General features: G+C 59.8%; 20 protein-coding genes and 1 pseudogene. 12 read left to right on the top strand and 9 right to left on the bottom strand.

The annotated features are described in order from the left end of the window. The first annotated feature begins 75 nt into the window (after window positions 1-75). A complete protein-coding gene (nhaB, locus tag ACIPIN_RS00105; RefSeq protein WP_401113614.1) occupies window positions 76-1578 on the top strand; it encodes a sodium/proton antiporter NhaB in 1503 nt (500 codons plus the stop codon). A 126-nt stretch (window positions 1579-1704) separates the two neighbouring features. On the opposite strand, the gene zwf is transcribed toward nhaB, so the two are convergent. The 3 genes from zwf to ACIPIN_RS00090 form a co-directional block, all read right to left on the bottom strand. Continuing rightward, window positions 1705-3225, bottom strand: a complete 1521-nt coding sequence (gene zwf, locus ACIPIN_RS00100) for a glucose-6-phosphate dehydrogenase (protein WP_401113611.1) — start codon at window positions 3223-3225, stop codon at window positions 1705-1707. Beyond that, the gene (gene gnd, locus ACIPIN_RS00095; protein ID WP_401114674.1) at window positions 3222-4226 is read right to left on the bottom strand and encodes a phosphogluconate dehydrogenase (NAD(+)-dependent, decarboxylating); all 1005 of its coding nucleotides are present in this window, start codon (window positions 4224-4226) and stop codon (window positions 3222-3224) included. Before gnd ends, zwf begins: the two co-directional genes overlap by 4 nt. A gap of 507 nt (window positions 4227-4733) precedes the next feature. After that, on the bottom strand, window positions 4734-5225 hold the full coding sequence (locus ACIPIN_RS00090) for a GNAT family N-acetyltransferase (RefSeq protein WP_401113609.1): 492 nt from the start codon (window positions 5223-5225) through the stop codon (window positions 4734-4736). A 418-nt stretch (window positions 5226-5643) separates the two neighbouring features. Between ACIPIN_RS00090 and ACIPIN_RS00085 the strand changes: the two genes are divergently transcribed. From ACIPIN_RS00085 to ACIPIN_RS00060, 6 genes and pseudogenes are all read left to right on the top strand, one after another. After that, window positions 5644-6768: a C45 family autoproteolytic acyltransferase/hydolase gene (locus tag ACIPIN_RS00085; RefSeq protein ID WP_401113607.1), complete on the top strand. Its 1125-nt coding sequence runs from the start codon at window positions 5644-5646 to the stop codon at window positions 6766-6768. A 118-nt stretch (window positions 6769-6886) separates the two neighbouring features. Beyond that, on the top strand, window positions 6887-8449 hold the full coding sequence (locus ACIPIN_RS00080) for an ABC transporter substrate-binding protein (RefSeq protein ID WP_401113605.1): 1563 nt from the start codon (window positions 6887-6889) through the stop codon (window positions 8447-8449). Window positions 8450-8459: 10 nt separating this feature from the next. Then, window positions 8460-9403, top strand: a pseudogene (locus ACIPIN_RS00075) (ABC transporter permease). Beyond that, window positions 9400-10266, top strand: coding sequence for an ABC transporter permease (locus ACIPIN_RS00070; protein WP_401113602.1), 867 nt, complete (start codon window positions 9400-9402; stop codon window positions 10264-10266). Before ACIPIN_RS00075 ends, ACIPIN_RS00070 begins: the two are co-directional and overlap by 4 nt. Window positions 10267-10268: 2 nt before the next feature. Further along, window positions 10269-11936 carry an ABC transporter ATP-binding protein gene (locus ACIPIN_RS00065; RefSeq protein WP_401113600.1) on the top strand — a complete coding sequence of 556 codons (1668 nt, stop codon included), beginning with the start codon at window positions 10269-10271 and terminating at the stop codon, window positions 11934-11936. 195 nt (window positions 11937-12131) lie between these two features. Then, window positions 12132-13406, top strand: a complete 1275-nt coding sequence (locus ACIPIN_RS00060; protein ID WP_401113597.1) for an OprD family porin — start codon at window positions 12132-12134, stop codon at window positions 13404-13406. 54 nt (window positions 13407-13460) lie between these two features. Here ACIPIN_RS00060 and zapE read toward each other — a convergent pair whose 3' ends face one another. The 5 genes from zapE to ACIPIN_RS00035 all read right to left on the bottom strand — a co-directional run bounded on the left by zapE (window position 13461) and on the right by ACIPIN_RS00035 (window position 18100). After that, the gene (zapE, locus tag ACIPIN_RS00055; protein WP_401114671.1) at window positions 13461-14579 is read right to left on the bottom strand and encodes a cell division protein ZapE; all 1119 of its coding nucleotides are present in this window, start codon (window positions 14577-14579) and stop codon (window positions 13461-13463) included. 124 nt (window positions 14580-14703) lie between these two features. Continuing rightward, complete coding sequence (locus ACIPIN_RS00050) at window positions 14704-15045, bottom strand: nuclear transport factor 2 family protein (RefSeq protein WP_145016865.1); 342 nt, start codon at window positions 15043-15045, stop codon at window positions 14704-14706. Between the two features lie 51 nt (window positions 15046-15096). Further along, window positions 15097-15813, bottom strand: a complete 717-nt coding sequence (locus ACIPIN_RS00045; protein ID WP_401113594.1) for a helix-turn-helix transcriptional regulator — start codon at window positions 15811-15813, stop codon at window positions 15097-15099. Window positions 15814-16035: 222 nt separating this feature from the next. Continuing rightward, window positions 16036-16995, bottom strand: coding sequence for an agmatinase (gene speB / locus ACIPIN_RS00040; protein WP_401113592.1), 960 nt, complete (start codon window positions 16993-16995; stop codon window positions 16036-16038). Window positions 16996-17008: 13 nt separating this feature from the next. Then, window positions 17009-18100 carry a polyamine ABC transporter substrate-binding protein gene (locus ACIPIN_RS00035; protein WP_401113589.1) on the bottom strand — a complete coding sequence of 364 codons (1092 nt, stop codon included), beginning with the start codon at window positions 18098-18100 and terminating at the stop codon, window positions 17009-17011. A 101-nt stretch (window positions 18101-18201) separates the two neighbouring features. Here ACIPIN_RS00035 and ACIPIN_RS00030 point away from each other — a divergent pair, with 101 nt between their 5' ends. The 4 genes from ACIPIN_RS00030 (at window position 18202) to ACIPIN_RS00015 (ending at window position 22312) form a co-directional block, all read left to right on the top strand. Then, window positions 18202-19107, top strand: coding sequence for a LysR family transcriptional regulator (locus tag ACIPIN_RS00030; RefSeq protein WP_401113586.1), 906 nt, complete (start codon window positions 18202-18204; stop codon window positions 19105-19107). Window positions 19108-19627: 520 nt separating this feature from the next. Beyond that, window positions 19628-20002: a DUF6124 family protein gene (locus ACIPIN_RS00025; RefSeq protein WP_401113584.1), complete on the top strand. Its 375-nt coding sequence runs from the start codon at window positions 19628-19630 to the stop codon at window positions 20000-20002. A gap of 304 nt (window positions 20003-20306) precedes the next feature. Then, window positions 20307-21779: a nucleobase:cation symporter-2 family protein gene (locus ACIPIN_RS00020; RefSeq protein WP_401113581.1), complete on the top strand. Its 1473-nt coding sequence runs from the start codon at window positions 20307-20309 to the stop codon at window positions 21777-21779. 59 nt (window positions 21780-21838) lie between these two features. Beyond that, on the top strand, window positions 21839-22312 hold the full coding sequence (locus ACIPIN_RS00015) for an LEA type 2 family protein (protein ID WP_401113579.1): 474 nt from the start codon (window positions 21839-21841) through the stop codon (window positions 22310-22312). 25 nt (window positions 22313-22337) lie between these two features. On the opposite strand, the gene ACIPIN_RS00010 is transcribed toward ACIPIN_RS00015, so the two are convergent. Continuing rightward, window positions 22338-23258: a carbon-nitrogen hydrolase family protein gene (locus tag ACIPIN_RS00010; RefSeq protein WP_401113576.1), complete on the bottom strand. Its 921-nt coding sequence runs from the start codon at window positions 23256-23258 to the stop codon at window positions 22338-22340. Window positions 23259-23343: 85 nt separating this feature from the next. On the opposite strand from ACIPIN_RS00010, the gene ACIPIN_RS00005 reads away from it, so the two are divergent. Then, the gene (locus tag ACIPIN_RS00005; RefSeq protein ID WP_401113574.1) at window positions 23344-24267 is read left to right on the top strand and encodes a LysR substrate-binding domain-containing protein; all 924 of its coding nucleotides are present in this window, start codon (window positions 23344-23346) and stop codon (window positions 24265-24267) included. Window positions 24268-24413 lie beyond the last annotated feature (146 nt).

Here is a 24413-nt window from a genome sequence, read left to right as displayed (position 1 = left end):
CTTTCGGTCTTCAACAACTTGATCTTCCCTGACTGTTACGGCAAGTTGCGCGCTTCTTGATAGAAGGAGCAACTGATGTCCGGTTCAATGGCCCAGGCGTTTGCGCACAATTTCCTCGGGCATTCACCGCGCTGGTACAAGGCGAGCATTCTCGCGTTCCTGATTCTCAACCCGCTGGTACTCTGGACGGCAGGTCCGGTGGCAGCAGGCTGGATGCTGGTGGCGGAGTTCATATTCACCCTGGCCATGGCACTCAAGTGCTACCCGCTGATGCCAGGCGGCCTGTTGATGGTCGAAGCGCTGCTGTTGCGCATGACCACACCTGAAGCCCTGTATGACGAGCTGCAACACAACTTTCCGGTGATCCTGCTGCTGATGTTCATGGTGGCGGGCATTTACTTCATGAAAGACCTGCTGCTGTTCCTGTTCTCCCGGCTGCTGCTTGGGGTTCGTTCCAAAGCGTTCCTGGGGCTGATGTTCTGTTTTCTGTCCGCGTTTCTGTCGGCTTTTCTCGATGCGTTGACAGTGACCGCTGTGATCATCAGTGCGGCCGTCGGGTTCTACTCGGTCTATCACCGTGTGGCTTCGGGCAATGACCCACGGCAGGACAGTGAATTCAGTGACGACCACAACCTGCCCGTCCTGCATCACGAAGACCTTGAGCAGTTCCGCTCATTCCTGCGCAGTTTGTTGATGCATGGCGCCGTGGGTACGGCGCTCGGCGGTGTTTGCACCTTGGTGGGCGAGCCGCAGAATCTGCTGATCGGCCATGAGCTGGGCTGGCACTTTGCAGAATTCTTCCAAAAAGTCGCACCGGTCTCGCTGCCGGTGCTGGTGGCGGGCCTGGTGACCTGTGTGTTGCTGGAGAAGTTGTGCTGGTTTGGTTATGGCACCTTATTGCCAGACAACGTTCGCGCGGTGCTGGCCAACTATGCGGCACAGGACAATGCCGAACGCACGGCCCGCCAACGTGCGGCCCTGCTGGTACAAGGCGTAGCCGCACTGATTTTGATTGCCGGGTTGGCGTTTCACATGGCCGAGGTCGGGCTGATCGGCTTGATGGTGATCGTCTTGATCACCGCGTTCACCGGCATCACCGAAGAGCACCGGATCGGCAATGCCTTCAAGGATGCGATGCCGTTTACTGCCTTGCTGGTGGTGTTCTTCGCCGTTGTGGCGGTGATTCACGATCAGCAACTGTTCACGCCGTTGATCCAGTGGGTGCTGGCCCTGCCGACAGATCAGCAACCGGGCATGCTGTTTATCGCTAACGGTTTGTTGTCGGCAATCAGCGATAACGTGTTCGTGGCGACAATCTACATCACTGAGGTAAAGCAGGCGTTCATCTCCGGCCATATGAGCCGCGAGCATTTCGAAACCCTGGCAATTGCCATCAACACCGGCACCAACCTGCCCAGCGTAGCAACACCCAACGGTCAGGCGGCATTTCTGTTTTTGCTGACCTCGGCGATTGCCCCGCTGATTCGGCTGTCTTACGGGCGCATGGTCTGGATGGCGTTTCCGTATACCGTGGTGATGGGCGTGCTGGCCTGGTATGCGGTGAGCTACTGGCTGTAACACTTACCCATGTGGGAGCGGGCTTGCTCGCGAAAGCGGTGTGTCATTCAACAACGATGTTGAATGATATGGCCTCTTCGCGAGCAAGCCCGCTCCCACAGGGTTTTGTGTGAATTATTACCTGACTCAGCCTAGGCTGTGCCAGACGCGACCGTCGCGGGTCAGTAACTCATCAGCAGCATTCGGGCCATTTCCGCCGGCAGCGTAGGTTTGCACACTGGCGTCTTCCTTCCAGGCATCGAGGAACGGCTGAACCGCGCGCCAGCCATTTTCGATGTTGTCAGCGCGCTGAAACAGCGTCTGATCGCCGGTCAGACAGTCATAGATCAAGGTTTCATAACCGGTGGAAGGCTGCATTTCGAAGAAATCCTTGTAGGCAAAACCCAACTCGATGTTGGCCATGTTCAGCGCAGGCCCAGGACGCTTGGCCAGCAGGTCGAACCACATGCCTTCATTGGGTTGAATCTGGATCCTCAGGTAAGTCGGTTGCAGCTCATCGACTTCGGTGTCGCGAAACTGCGCGTAGGGCGCAGGTTTGAAACAGATGGCGATTTCAGTGTCGCGTACGCTCATCCGCTTGCCGGTACGCAAATAGAACGGCACGCCAACCCAACGCCAGTTGTCGATCATCACCTTGAGCGCGACATAGGTTTCCGTCGTGCTGTCTGGCGCGACATTCGGTTCTTCGCGGTAACCGGCCAACGGCTTGCCTGCGATTTCGCCGGCGACATACTGACCGCGTACCGAGTTGGCTCGCGCCTCTTCGGTGGACCAGGGACGAATCGCCCCTACAACCTTGGCTTTTTCACCTCGAACCGCATCGGCACCGAATGCCGCCGGCGGTTCCATCGCGACCATCGCCAGCAACTGGAACAGGTGATTGGGCACCATATCCCGCAAAGCGCCCGTGTGTTCATAGAAACTGCCACGGGTTTCAACGCCAACGGTTTCGGCGGCGGTGATTTGTACGTGATCGATGTAATGGTTGCTCCAGAACGCTTCGAACAGGCTGTTGGAGAACCGGCTGACCAGGATGTTCTGCACGGTCTCTTTGCCCAGGTAATGGTCGATCCGGTAGATCTGTTTCTCCGTCATGACCTTGAGCAAGCACGCGTTCAAGGCTTCGGCGGTGTGCAGGTCGGAGCCAAAGGGCTTTTCGATAACGACCCGGCGAAAGGCCTCATCGCCCTCCGCCAGCAGCCCGGACGAGCCCAGTCGACGAACGACTTCACTGAAGAAGCGCGGCGCGGTGGCCAGATAGAAAACCGCGTTGCCGGTACCACTCTCGGCGATTTTTGCGCCCAGTGCCTGATAGGTACTGTCGTCGAGAAAATCGCCCTGGACGTAGCTGATGCCCTTGGCCAGTTTGGCCCAGAGCACCGGATCCAGGGGATCATGGCCGTTGCCGACCTTGTTGGCCGCCTCGGTGCGAATGAAGTCTTCGAGCTTTTTGGCGAAGTCCGCGTCGCTGATCGCGTTATGGTCGACACCAATGATCCGCAGTCCATCACCGAGCAAACCGTCACGACTAAGGTTGTACAGCGCAGGCATCAGCAAACGCTTGACCAGATCGCCGTGAGCACCGAACAGGAACAACGTGGTTGGCGGTGCGGGATGTGCCTTGGATTTCTTGCGGATCGAGGTCATTTTTTCGGCGTCTCGACATGGCCGCCAAAGCCGAAGCGCATGGCCGAAAGGATTTTATCGCCATAGGCGCCTTGCTGGCGCGAGCGGTAACGGGAAAACAGTGAGCTGGACAGCACCGGTACCGGCACCGCTTGCTCCATGGCCGCTTCGATGGTCCAGCGCCCTTCGCCGCTGTCGGCGACGGAACCGGAGTAACCGTCGAGCTTCGGATCGCTGGCCAGGGCATCGGCCGTCAGGTCGAGCAACCAGGACGAGACGACACTGCCACGACGCCAGACTTCGGCAATGTCGGCCACGTTCAGGTCAAAACGCTGATCTTCCGGCAGGACCTCCGAGGCTTTGGTTTTGAGAATGTCGAAACCTTCGGCAAACGCCTGCATCATCCCGTATTCGATGCCGTTGTGAATCATCTTCACAAAATGGCCGGAACCTGCGGGGCCGGCGTGAATGTAGCCACGTTCGGCGCGATTATCTTCGGCAACCCGGTCCTTGGTCCGCGGAATGTCGCCCAGACCTGGCGCCAGTGCATCGAACAATGGATCGAGGCGATTGACCACGTCAGCGTCGCCGCCAATCATCATGCAGTAGCCGCGCTCCAGCCCCCAAACGCCGCCGGAGGTGCCCACGTCGATGTACTTCAGGCCTTTTTCCGACAAGGTTTTCGCGCGACGGATGTCGTCCTTATAGAAGGTGTTGCCGCCATCGATGATTACATCGCCGGCGTCCAGCAACTGGCTCAAGGTGTCGATGGTTTCTTCGGTTGGCGCGCCCGCAGGCAGCATGATCCAGACCGCTCGGGGTTTATCCAGTGCCGCGACCAGCGCTGGCAAGTCCGCGACGCCAGTGGCGCCCTCTTGACTCAGGGTGTCAACGAACGCGGTGTTGCGGTCATAGACCACAGTGGTGTGCCCGTTGAGCATCAGGCGCCGCGCAATGTTGCCGCCCATGCGGCCCAGTCCGATAATCCCCAGTTGCATGTGCTGATGCTCCTTACTACAAATAAAGGTGTGCCAAAGGTTATAGCGCAATGGGCCTGATTAAGGTTAGCCCAGAGCGCTGCAACATAGTTTCCGGACGATTTGCCCGAGCTATAGGGATAACGTCCCAAACGTTGGCGAAGACACAGGGACAACGAAAAATAAAAAAGTTCCCTTGAGGCCAGATAAAAACCCAAATTGACGCCGATAGTGATCCGAGCAGGGTTCCTGCCTCTCAATTTCACCGCATGTCTTGAGCCTGGACTGGACTGGAAGCTCTAGCCGCCAGGCGCCAATGAAAAAGGGCATCCCCAAGGGTAATGCCAGTCAGTTAAGGAAATACATTCTGTAAAACGAAGCAAGCCCAGTGTGGGAGCGAGCTTGCTCGCGATGACGGTTTCACATTGGGCATCAATGGTTACTGTCACACCGCTATCGCGAGCAAGCTCGCTCCCACACTGGATCTTTGCTGTTTCGAACCTGGTATTCGCTTAACTGACTGGCATTAATCCCAAGGGTGCCCTTTCTTGTTTAAAGCGACTTGGTCCAGAACAGCATGCGGCCATGAGCGGGATCGAACATCCCCGCCGAAAACCCGAACTTGCTGTAGGAACCCTGCGCGACTGCGTTGCCTTCCAGCACCTCCAGAGTGATTTTGCAGCAGCCGCGCTGACGGGCAATGTCCTCGACCTTTTTCAGCATCTTCTGGCTCAGACCCAACCCGCGAAATTTTCCGACCACCACTACGTCGTGGACGTTGATCAGTGGACGGCAAGCAAAGGTCGAGAAACCTTCGAAGCAATTCACCAACCCGGCAGGCTCCCCGTGAACAAACGCCAGGACACTGAACGCATGGGGTCGCTTGGCCAGTTCGCCGGGCAATTGCTGCAAGACATCGGCTGATAACGGCGTGCCACCACCCATCGGGTCCTCAGCGTAGTGGTTCAGAACAAGACTGATCGCATCGGCATGTATCGGGTTGGTGTAGCTGGCCTGGAGTACCAGGATATCTGCGGATTCCATTTCCATCCTCAATCGAACAATGAGTGTGCGTCCCTGCGCGCATCAGCTGTCAGCGCCAGGCCAACCGACCTTAGCGTGCAAGGAACACTGCGGACAACTGCCAAATCACCACAGAGCGACGTTTTTATCGGCAATGCATTACGGGACAACTCCCGCTGTCGCGCTCTGGCACAAAAAGCAGGAGTTTTCCGATTTTTTCGACAGCTAAATACACAAGATAAAAACAACAGGCAGGACGACAGGCCATAAACATCGCCACACCACGGACAAACAGGGCCTTTGCGGGCATCACTCGATGAATGACCCGCTGTAGGACGCCTACAGCGAAGTTTTATCAGTCAACCAAAAGCATTGACAGGCGAATTGGATCCGGCAACTCTTGTATCCAACGCAAACAAAAAACATGAGACTGCCAACCATGAGCCACTCCCCTTTCCCTCTCGTCGAGATCAGAGGTAACCCCTTCGAACGCGGCATTCAATACGGTCAAGCCGTCAGCCAGCGGATTCACAAAAGTATCGAGATCTACTCTGTCCAACTGCTGAAGATGGGTTACACCTGGGCCGACATCCGTGGCTTTGCCAATGAGTTCGTGCCCAGCATCGAAGCATTCGAGCCGGAGTACGCTCAGGAAATGCGTGGCATAGCCGAGGGTGCGGGCTGCGATTTCGAAGCCATCGTGCTGATCAACGCCCGCACCGAGATCATCCAGCTGGGCCGACGCAAGGCTCGCCTGCCAGACCCGGACGGCTGCACCGGTGCGGTGATTCTGCCAACGGCTTCGGCCGCAAACGAAGTGATTCACGGACAAAACTGGGACTGGCGCGCGGAATGTGCCGAGAGCGCCATTGTGCTGAAGGTCCTGCGCGAAGACGGCCCGGATGTACTGACCTTCACCGAGGCTGGAGGCCTGGCCCGCAACGGATTGAACTCGATCGGCACCGCAATCACCGCCAACTACCTGGAGTCCGAACGCGACTACACCCAGGTCGGCGTGCCACTGCCGTTCATTCGACGCAAGGCGCTGGAGGCCGCGCACTTCGCACTGTCGATCAAGGTAGTCGCCACCACCGCCAAATCCACCTCCAACAACATGATGCTCAGCCACGCCGGTGGGTACGCGATCAACTTTGAATGCGCCCCGGACGAAGTCTTCCCTATACAGGCCGAACAGGGGTTGCTGGTACATGCCAACCATTGGCAGAGCCCGGTGGCACTGGGCAAGCTGCGTGAAACCGGATTGAACAGCGTGCCGGAAAGTCTCTACCGCGATGTGCGTGTGCGACAGATCCTCAGTGAAACGCCTGGACAATTGACCGCCGAGCATCTGAAAAAAGCCTTCTTCGATGACTTCGGCACGCCGTGGGCTGTGTGTCGCCCGCCGCTTTCCAACATGGCCGGCAACCTGTCGGCCACGGTCGCCATGGTGGTGATGCGTCCGGCCAAAGGTTTGATGGAGGTCGCACCGCTACCGGCGGTGAACCGTGAATTCACCGCCTATTCGCTGGCGATGGAGGGCGACATCAACCGCTACCTCAAGTAACCCACGCATCACCCACGCCCTTCGGGCGGCACGACAAAAACAATGACAATAAACAACCAACGGTTTGCGACTTCTGCCGGCTCCCACCGTCGCAAACCGTCAATGGAGAATCACTCCCGTGCATACATTCACTCGTATCGCCCTGACGCTAGGGTTCAGCAGTCTCGCCCTTGGTAGTCTCAGCGTCGATGCCGCCAGCATCCTGCGTGTGGCCCTCAACGCGGACATTCGCAGCACCGATCCCGGGGTCAATCGCGACGAAAACACCGACGCGGTGGTGCTGCACATCGTCGAAGGCCTGGTGGCCTACCGCGAAGACGCCTCCGTCGGGCCGCTGCTGGCCAGTAAGGTCGAGGTGTCGGCCGATGGTCTGGAATACCGCTTCACCCTGCGTGATGGGGTGAAGTTTCATAACGGTGCCACCCTCACCGCCGCCGACGTGCTGTGGACCTGGAAACGTTATCTCGACCCGCAGACCCAGTGGCGCTGTCTCGCAGACTTCGATGGCCGAAGCGTGGCGAAAGTCGCCGACATCAGCGCGCCAGATCCATTGACCGTGGTCTTCACCCTGGACAAACCCAATGGCTTGTTCCTCGCACAAATGGCCCGCTCCGATTGCGGCGGCACCGGCATCCTGCATCCGTCTTCTGTCGATGCGAACGGCAAGTGGCAAGCACCGATCGGCACCGGGCCGTTCAAGCTCGCCGAATGGAAGACGGGGCAATACGTCGATCTACAGCGTTTTAACGACTACAGCTCCCGTCCGGAGACAGGCACCGACGGCTACACCGGCAACAAACAGGCCTTCGTCGACGACCTGCGTTTCATGGTGATTCCCGATGCCGCCTCAGCCAAAGCCGCGCTGCAATCCAGAGGTGTCGACGTGCTGCCCGATGTCACGGTAATGGACGCCCGCGAACTCGAGGCCTTGCCGGGCATCAAGACGTCCAGCAGTTCCAACATGTCGCTCAACGCCCTGCTGTTCCAGACTCGCGACCCGCTGCTCAAGGACGTGCGCATTCGGCGCGCCATCGCGCTGTCGCTAGACCGCGAGCAAATGGTCCAGGCATTGACCGAAGGCACTTCCCACGCCAACCACTCGGTGGTGCCGGACACCAGCCCCTACTACAAAAGCGTTCAGAAGCAAGGCTACAAAGCCAACATCGAAGAAGCCAAACGCCTGCTCAAGGAAGCCGGTTACAACGGCCAGCCACTGAAAATCATCACCAACAAACGCTACCAGAGCGTGTTCGACATGGCGGTGCTGAGCCAGGCCATGGCCCAGGCGGCCGGGTTGAACATCGATATCGAAACCCTCGAATGGGGCACGCAACTGGAGCGCTACCAGAGCGGTGCGTACCAGATCATGGCGTTCTCCTATTCGGCGCGCTTCGACGCGGCACTGAACTTCGAGTCGGTGATGGGCGACAAGCATCAGCAACCACGCAAGGTCTGGGACAACCCCGAGGCGCAGGGCTGGATGCTTGAGTCCATGCGTGAAATCGCTCCGGTCAAACGTCAGGCGCTGTTCGATCAGTTGCACCAACAGATGCTCGCCGATGTGCCCATGGTGGTGATGTACAACGGCAGCACCATCGGTGCCTTTCAGGATCGGATCGAAGGTTACCGCTCCTGGCCCATCGCCAAACCGCGCCTGTGGGGCGTGAAACTGGCTGAGTAGGAGATCGATCATGTTGCGATTTATCGCTCAACGCCTGGCACTGTCCGTACCGACCCTGTTGCTGATCTCCGTGGTGGTGTTCGCGCTGATCCGCTTCATCCCCGGCGACCCGGCGCTGTTGATGCTCGGCGATATGGCCGACCCTCAAAGCCTGGCCGCCACCCGCACGGCACTGGGGCTGGATCACTCGATTGGCGTGCACAGTTCGTCTATTGGTTGCAGTCGGTGCTCAGCGGTGACCTCGGTGTGTCGATCACCAGCAAACAACCGGTGCTGGAACTGATCCTCGACCGTTTCTCGGTCAGCGCCAGCATCGTGCTGGTGGCGGTTCTGCTGGCGGCGCTGATTGCCGTTCCTGCAGGCTTGTTTGCAGCCTGGAAACAGGACAGCGCACTGGACCTGGGGCTGGTCACCGGCGCGACCCTGCTGCTGTCGATTCCCAGCTTCTGGCTCGGCTTGCTGTTGCTCTACGCGTTCGGGATCAAGCTCAACTGGCTGCCCGTGGTGGGTTATGTGCCGTTCGCGCAGAACCCCGGTGAAGCCGTGACCTATCTGGTGCTGCCGATTGTCACCCTGACACTGGTGGAGTTGGGGGCGATTACCCGGATGGCCCGGGCCAGCACCATCGAAGTGCTACGGCTGGAATACATCGCTCACGCCAGAGCCAAAGGCTTGTCGGAACGCGCGGTGCTGTGGCGTCACGCGCTGCCGAATGCCTTCGCGCCGACCTGGACCTTGATCGGCTTGATCCTTGGCAATTTGCTGGGCGGTATCGCGGTACTGGAAACGGTGTTCACCCTTCCCGGCATCGGCCGATTGATGGTCGACGCGATCTACGCTCGCGACTACCCCGTGCTGCAAGGCTGCCTGCTGTTGATCACCTTCATCTACGTGGCGGTCAACCTGCTGGTGGACCTGCTCTATCCACTCTTCGACCCAAGGGTGAAATTATGACCGCGCCCCTATCTCCCGTGTCTGTAAGCGCTATACCTGCGCGTCGCCCGCTGCGCTGGCCACCGGCGAACGCCTTGATTGGCGGCACGCTGCTGGTGCTGCTGGTCAGCACGGCGCTGCTCGGTGTTCTCTGGACACCTTACGATCCTCTGAAAATCGATCTGCTGTCTCGCCTCAAGGCACCCTCGGCGCTGCATTGGCTGGGCACCGACGAGTTTGGTCGTGACGTGCTCAGCCGGCTGATCATCGGCGCGCGCACCAGTTTGTGGATCAGCCTGTTGACCGTGTGCCTGGCGCTGTTTTTCGGCAGTGTGATCGGGATGCTCGCCGGCTACCTGCGGGGTTGGACCGATCGCCTGCTGATGATGATCAACGATGCATTGCTGGCCTTCCCCGGCATTCTGATGGCGCTGGGGTTGATGGCGATCATCGGTGCCAGCCAGTACGGAATCGTCCTGGCCTTGAGCATCGCCTACACGCCGTCGGTAGTTCGGGTGGTGCGTGGCAGTGTGCTGTCGCTGCGTGAGCGTGAGTTCATCGAAGCTTCACGGGTGATCGGCAATTCGGAGTTCTACACGCTGTACCGACACGTCGCACCCAACTGTGTCGCGCCGCTGTGCGTGCTCGCCACCAGCATGTTCGGCTGGACGCTGCTGTCGGAAAGCGCCTTGAGCTTCCTCGGTCTGGGCGTACCACCGCCCGCGGCGACCTGGGGCAACATGCTCGCCGCCAGCCGTCCGTACATTGCCAACGCCACCTGGCTCGGCCTGTTCCCGGGGTTGTTCATCGCCCTGGCGCTGGTCGCCATCAACCTGTTCGGCGACGCCTTGCGCGACCGCCTCGACCCGCGAATGAGCCGATGATCATGCCCAGTCAAACACCGTTGCTTGAAGTCGACCATTTGCTGATTCGCGCCGGCGCCGAAGGCCCGCTGGCGGTCAATGACCTGAGTTTCACCGTCGCTCCCGGCGAGATTGTCGCGCTGGTGGGGGAATCCGGGAGCGGCAAGACCATGGCCGCTCGCGCAGCGATTGGCCTGCTGCCACAGCCGATGGCGGTCTGTGGCGGCGCGATCCGCTTCGAAGGCCAGGACCTCAATCAACTGAATGGCGCGCAATTGCGTGACATCCGCGGCGCGCGGATCGGCATGGTGTTTCAGGAACCGATGGTCTCGCTCAACCCGGCCATCCGCATTGGAGAGCAAATGGCCGAGGGCCTGCGCCTGCACACCGACCTGAACGCGGCACAGATTCGCGAACGTTGCGTGGACATGCTCACGCGCATCGGCATTGCCGACCCCGAACGCTGCCTGAGCGCCTATCCCCATGAGTTCTCGGGCGGCATGCGCCAGCGCATCATGCTCGCCTCGGTGATGCTGCTGCGCCCAGCGCTGCTGATTGCCGACGAACCCACCACCGCGCTCGATTGCCTGGCGCAACTGGACGTGATCGAGCTGATGCTGGAACTGACCCGCGAACAAGGCACGGCGATTCTGTTCATCAGCCACGACTTGTCGCTGGTGGCGCGTTATGCCCACAAGGTGGTGGTCATGCGCCACGGTCAGGCGGTGGAGCAAGGTTCGATCAATCACATTCTGCTGGCGCCGCAACACGCCTACACCCGCCAACTGCTCGAAGCGCTGCCCAAGCGCGGTAAACTGGCTGCGTTGCCGGCGGCCGACAACCCCTTGGTGGAAATCACTGGCGTCAGCATCGAGCATCCCGGTCATGCGCGGTTCTGGGGCAAATCACAGCCCAAGCGCGCCGTGCACAGCGCCAACCTGTGCATAGCCCCTGGTGAAACCCTGGCGTTGGTCGGGGGCAGCGGCTCCGGCAAAACCACACTGGGCCGTGCGCTGGTGGGACTGGTGAAACCCTGCGCCGGCGAGATTCGCTTCAAGGGCATCGATATCCTCAAGGCCGGTCAGAGTGATCATCGACTGCAATGCCAGATGATCTTTCAGGACCCCTACTCGTCCCTCGACCCACGGATGCGCATTGGTGAAACCCTGACCGAACCGCTGCGTCATCTGCCGGAGCTGAGCGCAGAACAAAAACGTCAACGCGTTGCCACCACGCTGATAGATATCGGTTTGTCTGAAGCCTTCATGGAGCGGTTTCCCCATCAATTGTCGGGCGGTCAACGCCAGCGGGTGGCCATCGGCCGAGCGCTGGTGCGGCACCCGCAACTGGTGATCGCCGACGAACCGATCTCGGCACTGGACATGACCATCCAGAAGCAGATCCTCGAACTGTTCGAGCGCTTGCAGGCGCAGTACGGCTTTGCTTGCCTGTTCATTTCCCATGATCTGGCGGCCGTCGAACGCATCGCCCATCGGGTGGCGGTGATGCACCAGGGTCGCATCGTGGAAATCGGCAGCCGTGAGGCAGTCTTCGATAAACCCTTGCATCCCTACACTCGCCAATTGCTGGCGGCCGCGAGCCCACTGGAACAACTGGCGGGCGGCGGTTACCGCCTCCGACCAAAAACCGAAAACCTGCAGCCCACGAACCGTAGGAGCCTAGCTTGCTAGCGATGGCGTCTGTGAGATCGCCATCGCCGGCAAGCCGTGCTCCTACAGGTCTTGCGCTAGCGATCAATCTTCACACCACCCACGTTCCAGTTAATCACTGACTTCACCTCTGGCGCATTCAGATACCGCTGGATGCGCCCTTGGCGAAGCCATGCCCGAGAAAAACAACAAAGAGCCCTCACAGGAGCCAACACCATGAACACCAGACTCATGCAGCACTTGACCTTGATTGGCGGCACCAGCCTGCTGCCGATGGCCGCCGAAGCGGAATTTCTCAAGGACAGCAAGGCCACGCTGGACCTGAAAAACTACTACTTCAACCGCGATTACCGCGAAGGCGATGGCCAGTCCAAGCGTGACGAATGGGCCCAGGGATTTCTGCTGAACCTGCAATCGGGTTACACCGAAGGCACGGTCGGCTTTGGCCTTGACGCACTCGGCATGCTCGGGCTGAAGCTCGACTCCAGTCCGGATCGCTCCGGCAGCGGTTTGTTGTCCCGAGAAAGCGAGGCCGAACCGGGCAAGCCGAGCTACGCCAGGCGTGCCCACGACAGTTACTCCAAGGTTGGCCTGACCGCCAAGGCCCGCGTTGCCAAGAGCGAGCTGCGCATCGGCCATTTGCTGCCTGACCTGCCGCTGCTGCAACCCAACACCAGCCGGGTGCTACCGCAGACCTTCGAAGGCGGCATGCTCAGTTCCAAAGACATCAAAGGCCTGACGTTACGCGGCGGGCAGATCGATCAGGTCAAACAGCGGGAATCCACCGACTACGAAAAAATGGGTTTGACCAGTCAGAGCGGGGCTTACAAGAGTTCGGCAAAAAGCGACGAGTTCCGTTTCGGCGGCGCGGATTACCAGTTCAACCCAACGCTTACCGGCAGCTATTACTACGCGCAGCTTGAGGACATTTATCAGCAGCACTACGTCGGCCTCAAACACAGCCTGGCCTTGGGCGGCGGCACCCTGAAAAGCGATATCCGCTACTTCAGCGCCGACGATTCCGGCGCGCGCCTGGCCGGCACCGTCGACAACCGCGCGTTGAGCACCCGCTTCATATACGCGATTGCCGGGCACGCCATCGGTGGCGGTTTCCAGCAGCAGTATGGTGAAACACCGTTTGCCTACATCGACGGCAGCAACACCTACCTGTTCACCGAGTACCAACTGAGCAACTTCTCGCAAACCAAGGAACGTGCCTGGCATGCCCGCTACGATTTTGACTTTGCCAGTGTTGGTATTCCGGGATTGTTGTTCTCCACGCGCTACGCCAAGGGTGATCAGGCGCAAATCCGCAAATTTGTCGGCGAAGGCCGGGAATGGGAACGTGACATCGATCTGGGCTACACCATTCAAAGCGGTCCGCTGAAGAACGTCAGCGCTCGCTGGCGCAACGGTATGAGCAAGAGCAACTACCAGCGCGACACCAACGAAAACCGCTTGGTCCTCAGTTACAGTGTCAAGCTGTGGTAACACGAAGTTGAGCATCGCAGGCTGCGCACACTCTGTGGCGTGGCCTGCGGTGTTTCAGGCCTCGGCAAAGCGCTGTAGTTGCATTTCTTTCAGCCGGCTGTGGGTCCGGCGAAACGGGAATTCCAGGTAGCCCTCGGTGTACAACTCATCCATCGACACCTGCGCTTCGAGGTACAACGGCACTTTGCGGTCGTAGCACTCGTCGACCAGCGCAATGAAGCGCCGCACGCTGTCGTCGTGTACCGACAATTGCGGCAGTTCACGGTCACCGGCTTCAATGCGCTCGGCGCCATCCTCGGTGCCTCGGGCAATGCGGCCGGGGCGTTGATGGGCACTGAGATTGGGGACTTCGCTCAACAGAATAGCGCTGAAGCGATCACACAGCGCCATGAAGTCCATCGCCGCGAACGGTTGCTCGCACAGGTCCGCGTAACGGCACCAGAGCACGGTTTCACTGGCCTTGACGGCAATCACCGAACGATAGCCGATGGTCACGGGATCGCTGGACACTGGCTGTCCTTCAGTCAGTTTGTTGAATACTTCGCTCATCGGACCGGGCTGACCGGGTGCGCTGACCCAATAACGTTGCAGACTGGCTCCGGGGTGTAATCGGTGATCTTCGCCACCATCCACCGCCACCACCTGCATGTGGCTTTTGATTGCAGCAATCGCCGGCAAAAACCGGTCACGGTTGAAACCGTCCGCGTACAACTGTTCCGGTGGCTGATTGGAGGTGCAGACCATCACCACGCCTTCGTCGAACATCACCTGGAACAACCGCCCGAGGATAAGCGCGTCGCCGATGTCGTTCACGAACAACTCGTCAAAACACAGCACCCGCACGTCCCGGCTCAGCTCACGGGCCAGCGCCCGCAAGGGGTCGGCGGTGCCGGTGAGTTGAAACGAACGCTGATGCACCCAGCCCATGAAATGGTGAAAGTGCTGACGCCGGGCCGGGACCCGCAGGCTTTGGTAGAACTGATCCATCAACCAGGTCTTACCCCGCCCCACCGGGCCCCAGAGGTAAACCCCGGTGATCGGTGCCCGGCCCTGATGCAAGGCTTCGTGACAGTGCTGGAGTGCGAGAACGGCGTGTTCTTGCGCGGCATCCGGGACAAAGCCTTTTTGCTTGATCGCGTACTGATAAGCGCTGAGGGGCGAGTCGAAGGTCATATCGGCCATTGGTCAGTGCACAAAACGCCAAGTATGGCACGCTCAGTGTAGGAGCACGGCTTGCCGGCGATGGCGATCTCACGGACGCCATCGCTGGCAAGCCAGGCTCCCACAGGGGATGTGGTTAGAGCGAGATATCGAGTCGGGCGATTTTGCCTTGCTCGTTCAGGCGAAACACATAGCGCAGCTCCAACGGGCTGCCGGGGAACGTACCGGAAATCAGGTTGCTGACCAGTACTTTGCCGGTGCGTTGCTGCACGTCCAGCACCTCGACCCGAGGCTGGTAACGTCGAGCGGTGTCTTCCATCCATTGCGCGATGGCGTGGGTGCCGACCTGATGGGCGCCCTCATCGAAAACGTTGGCGTCCTCGGCGAAAAAACTCGCGACCGCCGAACTGTCACGGGCATTGGCGGCAGCGATATAGGCGGCAATGGCAGGTGCGAGTGAAACGGCTGGGTTCGACATGGTGCGGCTCCTTGTTGGTTGATTCTGGAGCCATTTTAAAGCAGTGCTGTGTCAATTCTTGTCAGGAGTGAAACGCCCCGCTTCATCCAGTTGCATCGCCTTGCGCCAGGCCCGCAACAGGTCACTGCGACGCCCCGGATAGCGTTCACCCTGCTCTCGGGCGGCGGCAATCCGGTCGGTACGAAAGGTTCGAAAAGCCTCGCGCAACTCGCACCAGGCGACGATCACTCGCGCCTCATTCAAAAAGCCCAGCGCCAACGGCCAGATCAGCCGCTGACTGGGGGTTTTGTTCACGTCTGCGTAATCGATATGCAACTTGGCCTGGGCACGAATCGCCTGGCGAAACACGTTCAACTCCACGGCGTTTTGCGGATAACCATAACCCGGCGGCCCCGGCAAGACCGTCGGGTTGTGCAAGGCCTCCTGAGCGGCGGGGGCCAGCACTGCAGCAATCTTCGCCAGAGCATCGGCGGCGGCTTTGCTCAACACCTCATCGCCACGCTGGTCGACATAGCGCAACCCGAGCACGACCGCTTCGGTCTCGTCGGCATTGAGCATCAGCGGTGGCAGAAACAAACCGCTGCGCAGCACATAACCAATGCCCGCTTCGCCAAAGATCGGCGCGCCCAAGGCCGTCAGTTCGGCGATATCGCGATACAGAGTGCGCTCTGAAATCTCCAGTTCACTGGCCAGTGTCGCCGCCGTCACCGGACGACTTTTACCGCGCAGCACTTGCAACAAGGTCAACAAACGACTGGTACGCGACACGATCAGTTGCTCTGTGAAATGAAGGTCGAGGCAGCTTAGCAGAGGCCACTGTCAGAAACTGTCAGCAGCAATACCCGCTCCCAGATTGGCCTCCCCCAAAAGATCGCAGCCTGCGGCAGCTCCTACGCCGAGCAGTCGAGTCCATACGCAAATCCGTAGGAGCTGCCGCAGGCTGCGATCTTGGCAATCCCGCACGCGCCGAAAGTCTCCGGTTTACCAGGATTAGCGATCAACCTTATGCCTGGCCGCATACAAACACAGCATCTCCATCCCCAGCGTCGCCGCCGCCAGTGACGTGATATCCGCGCTGTCGTAAGCCGGCGCGACTTCCACCACGTCCATGCCCACCACGTTGATCCCACGCAGCCCGCCGAGGATTTCCAGCGCTTGCACTGTGCTCAAGCCACCGCACACCGGGGTGCCGGTGCCCGGCGCGAAGGCTGGATCGAGGCAGTCGATGTCAAAGGTCAGGTACACCGGGTTATCGCCGACCCGGGCACGAATCGCTTCGATGATCGCGTCACAACCGCGCCGATGCACTTGCCGGGCATCCAGCACTTCAAAGCCCTGATGATCGTTGTTGGTGGTACGCAACCCGATCTGCACCGAACGCGATGGATCGACCAGACCTTCCTTGGCCGCGTGCCAGAACATGGTGCCGTGGTCGATACGCTTGCCCTCTTCGTCCGGCCAGGTGTCGCTGTGCGCATCAAAATGAATCAGCGACAAGGCGCCGTGCTTACGGGCGTGGGCCTTGAGCAACGGATAGCTGATGAAATGGTCGCCGCCGAAGGTCAACATCGCGCAGCCGGCCGTGAGAATTTTCTCGGCGTGGGCTTCGATGCTGTCCGGTACGGACTCCGGCGTACCGGAGTCGAAGGCGCAATCGCCATAGTCAATCACCGCCAAATGATCGAACGGGTCAAACGTCCACGGCCAGTGACGTTCCCAGGCAATGCCGGTCGACGCGGCGCGAATCCCGCGTGGCCCGAAGCGTGCGCCGGGGCGGTTACTGGTGGCGGTGTCGAACGGCACGCCACTGACCACCACATCCACACCGCGCAGGTCGCGGGTGTAACGGCGGCGCATGAAACTGGTGATACCGGCGTAGGTGCTTTCAGCGGCAGTCCCGTACAGACTGTCGCGGGTCATGGCCTGGTCGTTTTGATCGGCGATTTCCATGAGGGGTTCCTTGTTATTGGCGGGTACGGAAAGTGGTCCAGAGATGGGTGCGCTGACGCATGTCCTTGAGGCTCATGCTCTGGTCGGCGTACAGCCGGCCGCGTACGTCATCGGGCGGAAAGATGTCCGGGTCATTGCGCACCGCCGTATCAACCAGAGGCGTGGCGGCCAGGTTGGCGGTGGCAAAAAACAGCGTGTTGGTCAGCGCTGCCACAGATTCGGGGCGCAGCATGAATTCGATAAAGGCCCGGGCAGCTTCCGGGTGCGGCGCATCCTTGGGGATCGCCAGGTTGTCCTGCCAGACCAGCGTGCCTTCGCGTGGAATCCGGTACGCCACCTCGAACGGTTTATTGGCCTTGTGCGCCTGATCGGCGGCCATGCTCGCGTCGCCGTTGTAGGTCAACGCCAGACACACACTGCCATTGGCCAGATCACTGATCTGTCGGCCCGTGGCCACGTACAACACTGAAGGCTGCAATTGATGCAGCAAGGCTTCGGCCGCTGCCAGATCATTCTTGTCGGTGCTGTAAGGATCTTTACCGAGGTAGTGCAGCGCCAAGCCAATGACTTCCTGCGGCGAATCGAGAATCGCGATGCCGCAATCCTTCAGCTTGCTGGCGTATTCAGGTTTGAACAGCAGATCGAGGCTGTTGAGTGGCACACCCGGCAAGCGCTTTTGTACCGCTTCAACATTCATGCCCAGGCCCAGCGTGCCCCAGGTGTAAGGCACGCCATAGCGGTTGCCCGGGTCGACCGCCGCGAGTTTCTGCAACAGGTCCGGATCAAGGTTGGCGTAGCCCTTGAGCCCCTCGTGAGAGATTTCTCTGAGTGCCCCGGCCGCCAGCCCACGGGCCAGCACGCTGGACGATGGCACCACCACGTCATAACCGCTGCCGCCCGTGAGCAGTTTGGTTTCCAGCACCTCGGTGGTGTCAAAGGTGTCGTAGCGCACATGGATACCGGTTTCCTGCTCGAAGCGTTGCAGGGTTTCGGGTGCCACGTAATCGGCCCAACTGTAGAGATTGACCACCTTGTCTTCGGCCTGAGCCGACAAAGCCACAGCAAACACCAGCGCGGGAAAACACAACCTGAAAAACGTACCCATGACGACTACCTGCAGGATTGGAGTCGTCGCAGCTTGCGCGCACTGATACATTGTAAAAATATTAAGTTTATTATCCTGACTTTAACCGCGAGTAATGTTTGATGCTCGGTCAACTCCACGATCTGGACCTGCACCTGCTGCGTCTGTTCGTCAGCGTCGTCGAATGCTGCGGCTTCAGCGCGGCCCAAGGTGAGCTGGGCCTCAGCCAGTCGAGCATCAGTCAGCAGATGGCCAAGCTGGAAACCCGCCTCGGCTATCGGCTGTGCAGCCGTGGCAAAAGCGGCTTCAAACTGACGCCCAAGGGCGAGCAGTTGCTGCTGGCAACCCGAGGGCTGTTCGAGTCCATCGAAGCTTTCCGTCATCAATCCAACGGCGTCGCCGGGCGGCTGATCGGCGAAGTGCGCGTGGGGCTGTCCGAAGCCCTCGACCATTGCGTGCTGCAACAGGTGGCCGAGGCAATTCGGCGCTTTCGTGAGCGGGATGAATCAGTGCGCATCGAGCTGATCAGCGCGATGCCGGGGGAAATGGAACGGCTGTTACTGCAACAACGGCTGGACCTGGCGATCGGTTACTTCTCCCAGGTGCAAAGCGCCTTCGACTACCGTCCGCTGTTCAGCGAAACCCAGCACCTGTATTGCGCGGCCGGGCATCCTTTATTCAACATCGAAAATCCGGATGAAGAAGCGTTGCGCAACACCGACCGGGTCGATCACCCCTATCGCTTCCTGCGCAGTGACGAACCGCTGCACAGCAAACTCAGTTCGGCGCGCTCGGAACAGGTCGAAGGCACCCTCGCCTTTATCCTTTCCGGCAAACACGTCGGCTACCTGCCCGACCATTTCGCCCGTTCGTGGGAAGACAAAGGTTTGCTCAAAGCCGTCGGCCAGCCGGAGCTGAGCTTTGACGTGACCTTCCACCTCGCCCGGCACCGTGCGCAAGTGCCAGGGGATGCACAGTTGGCGTTTGAAGAGGATTTGCTGGCGGCGTTCACGCTTTCTGTGCAGTAGCGCCGAGCCCGTACGCGTACCCGTAGCAGCTGTCGAGCCCGCGAGGCTGCGTTCGGCCGCGCAGCGGTCGTAAAATCAGGTAACACGTTCTTTCAGGCAAACCGCGTATGCAGGATTTACGAGGACTTCGTCCTCGAACGCAGCCTCGCGGGCTCGGCAGCTGCTACGGGTGTTTAAGCTTGCCTACGCAGTGCCCATCAGAGGCTACAACGCCTTGCGTCACGCCCTACACCTACGCCAGAATCCGCCGGCTTGTGCGCTTTGGTCCTCGCCTCTATCGTTTCCGTGTCGCTGATTATCAGCGATCGGGTTTGGTAGCTCGAGTTCATCAAGGCGCACAGCGTCGACATTTCCACTCCGTGGGCACTTTCTTTTTGCCTGCTGTTTGTTATGGCGACTGTGCGCAGGGCGCCTTCGGGTGCGCCGGTTTCCTTGGTGTCCGGTCTACCAACCTGCGTTCAGTCGCCACCCTATAGTTTGGTAGCAATAGGTTGCGACTCCAATCACCAGGAGATTCGCCATGATCAAACCAATACCCAACCCTCCCGAAACCGATCCGGTTTCCCCCTATGCCTCCCTCGACTCAAAAGAACTCCACGCCGCCGCACACCGTGCGCTCGATCATTACCTGGTGTTGCCAGAGACCAAGGCATTGTTAGCCGACCGACGCCCCGGCTGCATTTTCGTCATCGCCCCCGACGTCGACAGCGAAACCCTGCTGGCCCACGCCTGCGAAACCCTCGCCTCGGCCAATGTCATGGCCAGCGATCTGGCATTTGAGCTTGAAGGCCCCAAGCGCAATACCGCGCTGGCGATTCAGCAGATGATCTCGCTGGCCGAATTGGCGGTGAATCGCGCACTGGACCACCTCGACCCACCGGAGTCGCCCGAGTAGCCCGAGTAGCCAACCAAGCCTTGGGTTTCGTCAGGTAGGTTGCGTTATCGTTCATCGCGGGCAAGCCTTGCTCCTACAGGGTTGAGTCGTACCATAAGGGTGCGATCACCCACAATCCGTAGGAGCAAGGCTTGCCCGCGATGAGGCCCGGATCAACACCGCATATTTCCCTGCCCGAACAACACAAAACCCGCCACCTTTTCACAAGGCTGGCGGGTTTGTCGTTTCCTCGCGTTGCCCTCAATGCCTGTGACTGGCATCCTGCGCCTCCATTTTCTGACCTGGCCTTATTGGCACCCTCCTCGTGACCTCATCTGACCACTCGAAAACTGCACTGCGTTCCGATCTGATTTACGGTCTCTACGACCGCCCGCACTTCACCGCAACGGTCTTCGCCGCGCTGCAACACGTGCTGGCGAGCTTCGTCGGAATCATCACACCGACCCTGATCATGGGCAGCGCCCTGGGCCTGCAAAGCGAAATCCCCTACCTGATCAGCATGGCGCTGTTCGTTTCCGGCCTGGGCACCTTCGTTCAGGCGCGACGCTTTGGTCCGATTGGCTCCGGTTTGCTGTGCCTGCAAGGCACCAGTTTCTCGTTTATCAGCGTGATTCTCAGCGCCGGGTTCATGGTCAAGGCGCGTGGCGGCGGCACCGACGAAATCCTCTCGACGATTTTTGGTGTGTGCTTCTTTGCCGCGTTCATCGAAGTGGTGCTGAGCCAGTTCATTGGCAAGCTGCGGATGCTGATCACCCCGGTGGTGACCGGCACTATCATCACCCTGATGGGTTTGTCGCTGGTCAAGGTCGCCATGACCGACATCGCTGGCGGTTTTGGCGCATCGGATCTGGGCGCGGCGAGTCATCTGGCCCTGGCAGCACTGGTGCTGGGCACCATCGTGGTACTCAACCGGGTGGATGTTCCCTTCTTGCGCCTCGGTGCCATCGTCATCGGCCTGACCCTCGGTTACGTCGTCGCGTGGCTGATGGGCGACGTCGATTTCGCCAACATGACCGCCGTACCGCTGATGAGCGTCCCGGTGCCGTTCAAGTACGGCTTCAACTTCGACTGGGTGGCGTTCGTTCCGGTCGCGGTGATTTTCCTGGTTTCGCCGCTTGAAGCTGCCGGCGACTTGACCGCTAACTCGATGATTTCCCAGCAACCGGTCAAAGGCCCGATTTACATTCGGCGGATCAAGTCCGGCTTGCTCGCTGACGGCCTGAATTCGGCGATGGCGGCGGTCTTCAACAGCATGCCAATGGTGACCTTCGCGCAGAACAACGGGGTGATCCAGCTCACTGGCGTGGCCAGCCGCTATGTCGCGTTCTTTATCGCCGGGCTGCTGGTGTTGCTGGGGCTGTTCCCGATGATTGGCGCCGTGCTGCAACTGATGCCGAAACCGGTGCTGGGTGGTGCCGAGCTGGTGATGTTCGGCACCGTGGCGGTGGCCGGGATCAAGATCCTCGCCGAGGCCGGCCTGCACCGTCGCAACATGCTGATCGTCGCCATTTCTCTGGGCATGGGCCTGGGCGTTGCCGCCGTACCGGAAGTGCTGCGCGAATTGCCCAAGGCGCTGCACAACATCTTCGAGTCGCCGATCACCGTTGGTGCGTTGTGCGCTATCGTGCTGAATATCTTTCTGCCCGAAGAATTCATTGAGCTGGAAGAAGACGATTTCGATCCGGAAGCTTCGATCCTCACGGTCATGGAGAACCCGGATGTCACACTTCACGGCGAACCACTCAAGCCCGCCGTGGTCGCACAGGTGAACCGCTAACACTGCTCGAGGGTCGAGCCGCCAGCGGTTCGACCCTTATTTTTTTCGAGAGCTCGTTCATGCGCAGATTCCTCGCTTTAAGCCTTTCCCTGCTCTTGCTCAGCCTGAGCGCCTGCGCCCTGTTCCCCAATCGTGACCCGCTGAACGTCAATGTGGTCGGCATCGAACCGCTGCAAAGCCAGGACCTGGAGGTGCGTTTCGCGGTGAAACTGCGCCTGCAAAACCCCAATGAAACGCCCATCGACTACAACGGCGTGGCCCTGGACCTGGAGGTCAATGGCCGCTCCCTGGCCACTGGCGTAAGCAATCAACAGGGTTCGATCCCGCGTTTCTCCGAAGCGATCATCAGCGTGCCAGTGAGCATTTCGGCGTTTTCCGTACTGCGCCAAACCCTCGGCCTGAGCCAGACACAATCCCTCGACAACCTGCCTTATGTGTTACGCGGCAAGCTGTCTAACGGCCTGTCAGGCACCATGCGCTTTGTCGATAAAGGCACACTCAACCTGCCGGGTTCGACCGCTGGCACCTGGTGAATCACCCGCGAAGAGTGACTGCGCCTCAGATAAACCGCACGCCGGGTTTGGCCCGTTCATCCACGGTCAGTTCGAACACATCCGGGCGCGCGTAGTGCCCGACCACGTCGTAGTCGTAGCGCGCACGCACCAGTTCATCGGTGTCGATCTCGGCCGTGAGCAAACCTGCACCGCCCAACAACGGCCCGGCCAGCATGTCGCCCATTGGGCCGATGATCACACTGCCACCGGCAATCAACGGGCGCTCGGCCGGCCAGTTGGCAACCTCCAGACCCAAGGCTTGCGGTGACTGTTGGACCTGGCAGGCGCTGACCACGAAGCAACGTCCTTCATGGGCGATGTGGCGCATGCTGACCTGCCACATTTCGCGCTCATCAACCGTTGGTGCGCACCAGACTTCCACGCCCTTGGCGTACATCGCCATGCGCAACAGCGGCATCATGTTTTCCCAGCACACGGCGGCGCCAATGCGCCCGACCTGGCTGTCGATCACGGGCAGTGTCGAGCCGTCGCCCTTGCCCCAGATCAACCGCTCGGTGCCGGTGGGCATCAGTTTGCGGTGCTTGGCCACCAACCCGGTGTGTGGCTCGAAGTACAACGCGGTGCAGTACAAGGTGCTGCCTGAACGCTCGATCACGCCCAGCACCAGGCTCGCACCGGTACGCGCAGACAACCCGGCCAAGGCTTCGGTTTCGACGCCCGGCACGTCAATGGCATTGGCGAAATAGCGCGCAAACGCATCACGACCTTCCGGCAATCGGTAACCCAACTGCGTACCGAAGCCTTCGCCCTTGGGGTATCCGCCGAGCAGAGCCTCGGGCATGACCACCAGCCCCGCGCCGGACTCGATGATCGCCTGTTCATAAGAAAGAATCTGTTCCAGGGTCTCGCCCTTGCCGCCTGGCAACGAACCGATTTGCAACGCAGCAACGATGGACTTGGGCATTGCGGTAACTCCCTGAGTATTGAGGTATTGCTCATTCTCCGGCCACCACCGATCATGAATAAAGCCCCGCTCACTGCTGAAAGATATGAGCCGAATGAATATCGCCGACATTGACCTCAACTTGCTGAAAGTCTTCGAAGCCCTGCACGACGAGTCCAGCGCCAGCCGCGCCGCCCTGCGTTTGGGCGTCACGCAGTCCGCGGTGAGTGCGGCATTGCGCCGGCTGCGCGATGTGTATGCCGATCAACTGTTCGTGCGCACCGGCCGTGGATTGGCGCCGACGTTGCGCGCCAATCAGTTGAAACCGGTGATCAGCGATGCGCTGAACAAATGCCGACAAAGCCTGGCGATGATCGACCCTGCGGCCAACCAGTACGAAGGTCGTTCAGTGATTGTGGGTTTATCGGATGATTTCGAGATCGCCTACGGCCGGCAGTTGATCGAGGAAATCGCCCAACGCGCGCCCAAACTGCGACTGATCTTTCGTCAGACCCACAGCCAGATCGTGGCTCAGGCCTTGATGGAGCGCAGCGTTGACCTGGCGATCACCGCCGGTGGTTTTGCCGAGCGCTTGCTCAGCCGTCAGGTGCTGGGTGAAGGCGGCTATCAGTGCCTCGTCGACCCCGACAGCCTGGCTGACGGACAACAGGCAATAGGCCTCGACGAGTTTGTCGCTCGTGAGCACATTCTGGTGTCGTCTGGAGGGTTTATCGGCATTACCGATGAGGGTTTGGCGAGCCTGGGGTTGAGTCGGCGGGTCTGCGCATCGACCAGCCATTTTGCGGCGCTGCCGTTCTTGCTCAAGGGCAGCCAGGCCGTGGCGACCATCCCCGCCCATGCGGCGCAAAGCATCGCCGCACTCAGCGGGCTGACAGTGCTGCCCTGCCCGCTGGCGTTGCCGCGCTACCCGATCGAGTTGGGCTGGCGTACCAACAGTCAACTTGATCCGCTGTTGCTGAAAGTGCGCGAAGCGATCGCCGCCAGCTTTTTACAAACACCGCCCGCGTAGGAGCTGCCGGAGGCTGCGATCTTTTGACGGTGCTGAAGAATGCCGAAGAGCAAGATCAAAAGATCGCAGCCTTCGGCAGCTCCTTGTATCTCGACTATCGCTCCGTCAGGAGCGATAGTTCTCGACTGATCATCGAGGGAGGGACC

It is taken from the genome of Pseudomonas sp. NPDC087697 (assembly GCF_044743155.1).
Taxonomy (GTDB): domain Bacteria; phylum Pseudomonadota; class Gammaproteobacteria; order Pseudomonadales; family Pseudomonadaceae; genus Aquipseudomonas.
The sequence above is the reverse complement of the archived record's forward strand: the minus strand, read 5'-3'. Positions and strand labels throughout refer to the sequence as shown.

Coding starts and splice junctions, on each gene's coding strand:
- ACIPIN_RS00005 (WP_401113574.1), top strand. CDS start 23,344: ATGAGCCGAATGAATATCGCCGACATTGACCTCAACTTGCTGAAAGTC.
- ACIPIN_RS00025 (WP_401113584.1), top strand. CDS start 19,628: ATGATCAAACCAATACCCAACCCTCCCGAAACCGATCCGGTTTCCCCC.
- zapE (WP_401114671.1), bottom strand. CDS start 14,579: ATGACCTTCGACTCGCCCCTCAGCGCTTATCAGTACGCGATCAAGCAA.
- ACIPIN_RS00010 (WP_401113576.1), bottom strand. CDS start 23,258: ATGCCCAAGTCCATCGTTGCTGCGTTGCAAATCGGTTCGTTGCCAGGC.
- ACIPIN_RS00015 (WP_401113579.1), top strand. CDS start 21,839: ATGCGCAGATTCCTCGCTTTAAGCCTTTCCCTGCTCTTGCTCAGCCTG.
- ACIPIN_RS00090 (WP_401113609.1), bottom strand. CDS start 5,225: ATGGAATCCGCAGATATCCTGGTACTCCAGGCCAGCTACACCAACCCG.
- zwf (WP_401113611.1), bottom strand. CDS start 3,225: ATGACCTCGATCCGCAAGAAATCCAAGGCACATCCCGCACCGCCAACC.
- ACIPIN_RS00030 (WP_401113586.1), top strand. CDS start 18,202: ATGCTCGGTCAACTCCACGATCTGGACCTGCACCTGCTGCGTCTGTTC.
- ACIPIN_RS00050 (WP_145016865.1), bottom strand. CDS start 15,045: ATGTCGAACCCAGCCGTTTCACTCGCACCTGCCATTGCCGCCTATATC.
- speB (WP_401113592.1), bottom strand. CDS start 16,995: ATGGAAATCGCCGATCAAAACGACCAGGCCATGACCCGCGACAGTCTG.
- ACIPIN_RS00035 (WP_401113589.1), bottom strand. CDS start 18,100: ATGGGTACGTTTTTCAGGTTGTGTTTTCCCGCGCTGGTGTTTGCTGTG.
- ACIPIN_RS00065 (WP_401113600.1), top strand. CDS start 10,269: ATGCCCAGTCAAACACCGTTGCTTGAAGTCGACCATTTGCTGATTCGC.
- ACIPIN_RS00060 (WP_401113597.1), top strand. CDS start 12,132: ATGAACACCAGACTCATGCAGCACTTGACCTTGATTGGCGGCACCAGC.
- ACIPIN_RS00070 (WP_401113602.1), top strand. CDS start 9,400: ATGACCGCGCCCCTATCTCCCGTGTCTGTAAGCGCTATACCTGCGCGT.
- nhaB (WP_401113614.1), top strand. CDS start 76: ATGTCCGGTTCAATGGCCCAGGCGTTTGCGCACAATTTCCTCGGGCAT.
- ACIPIN_RS00085 (WP_401113607.1), top strand. CDS start 5,644: ATGAGCCACTCCCCTTTCCCTCTCGTCGAGATCAGAGGTAACCCCTTC.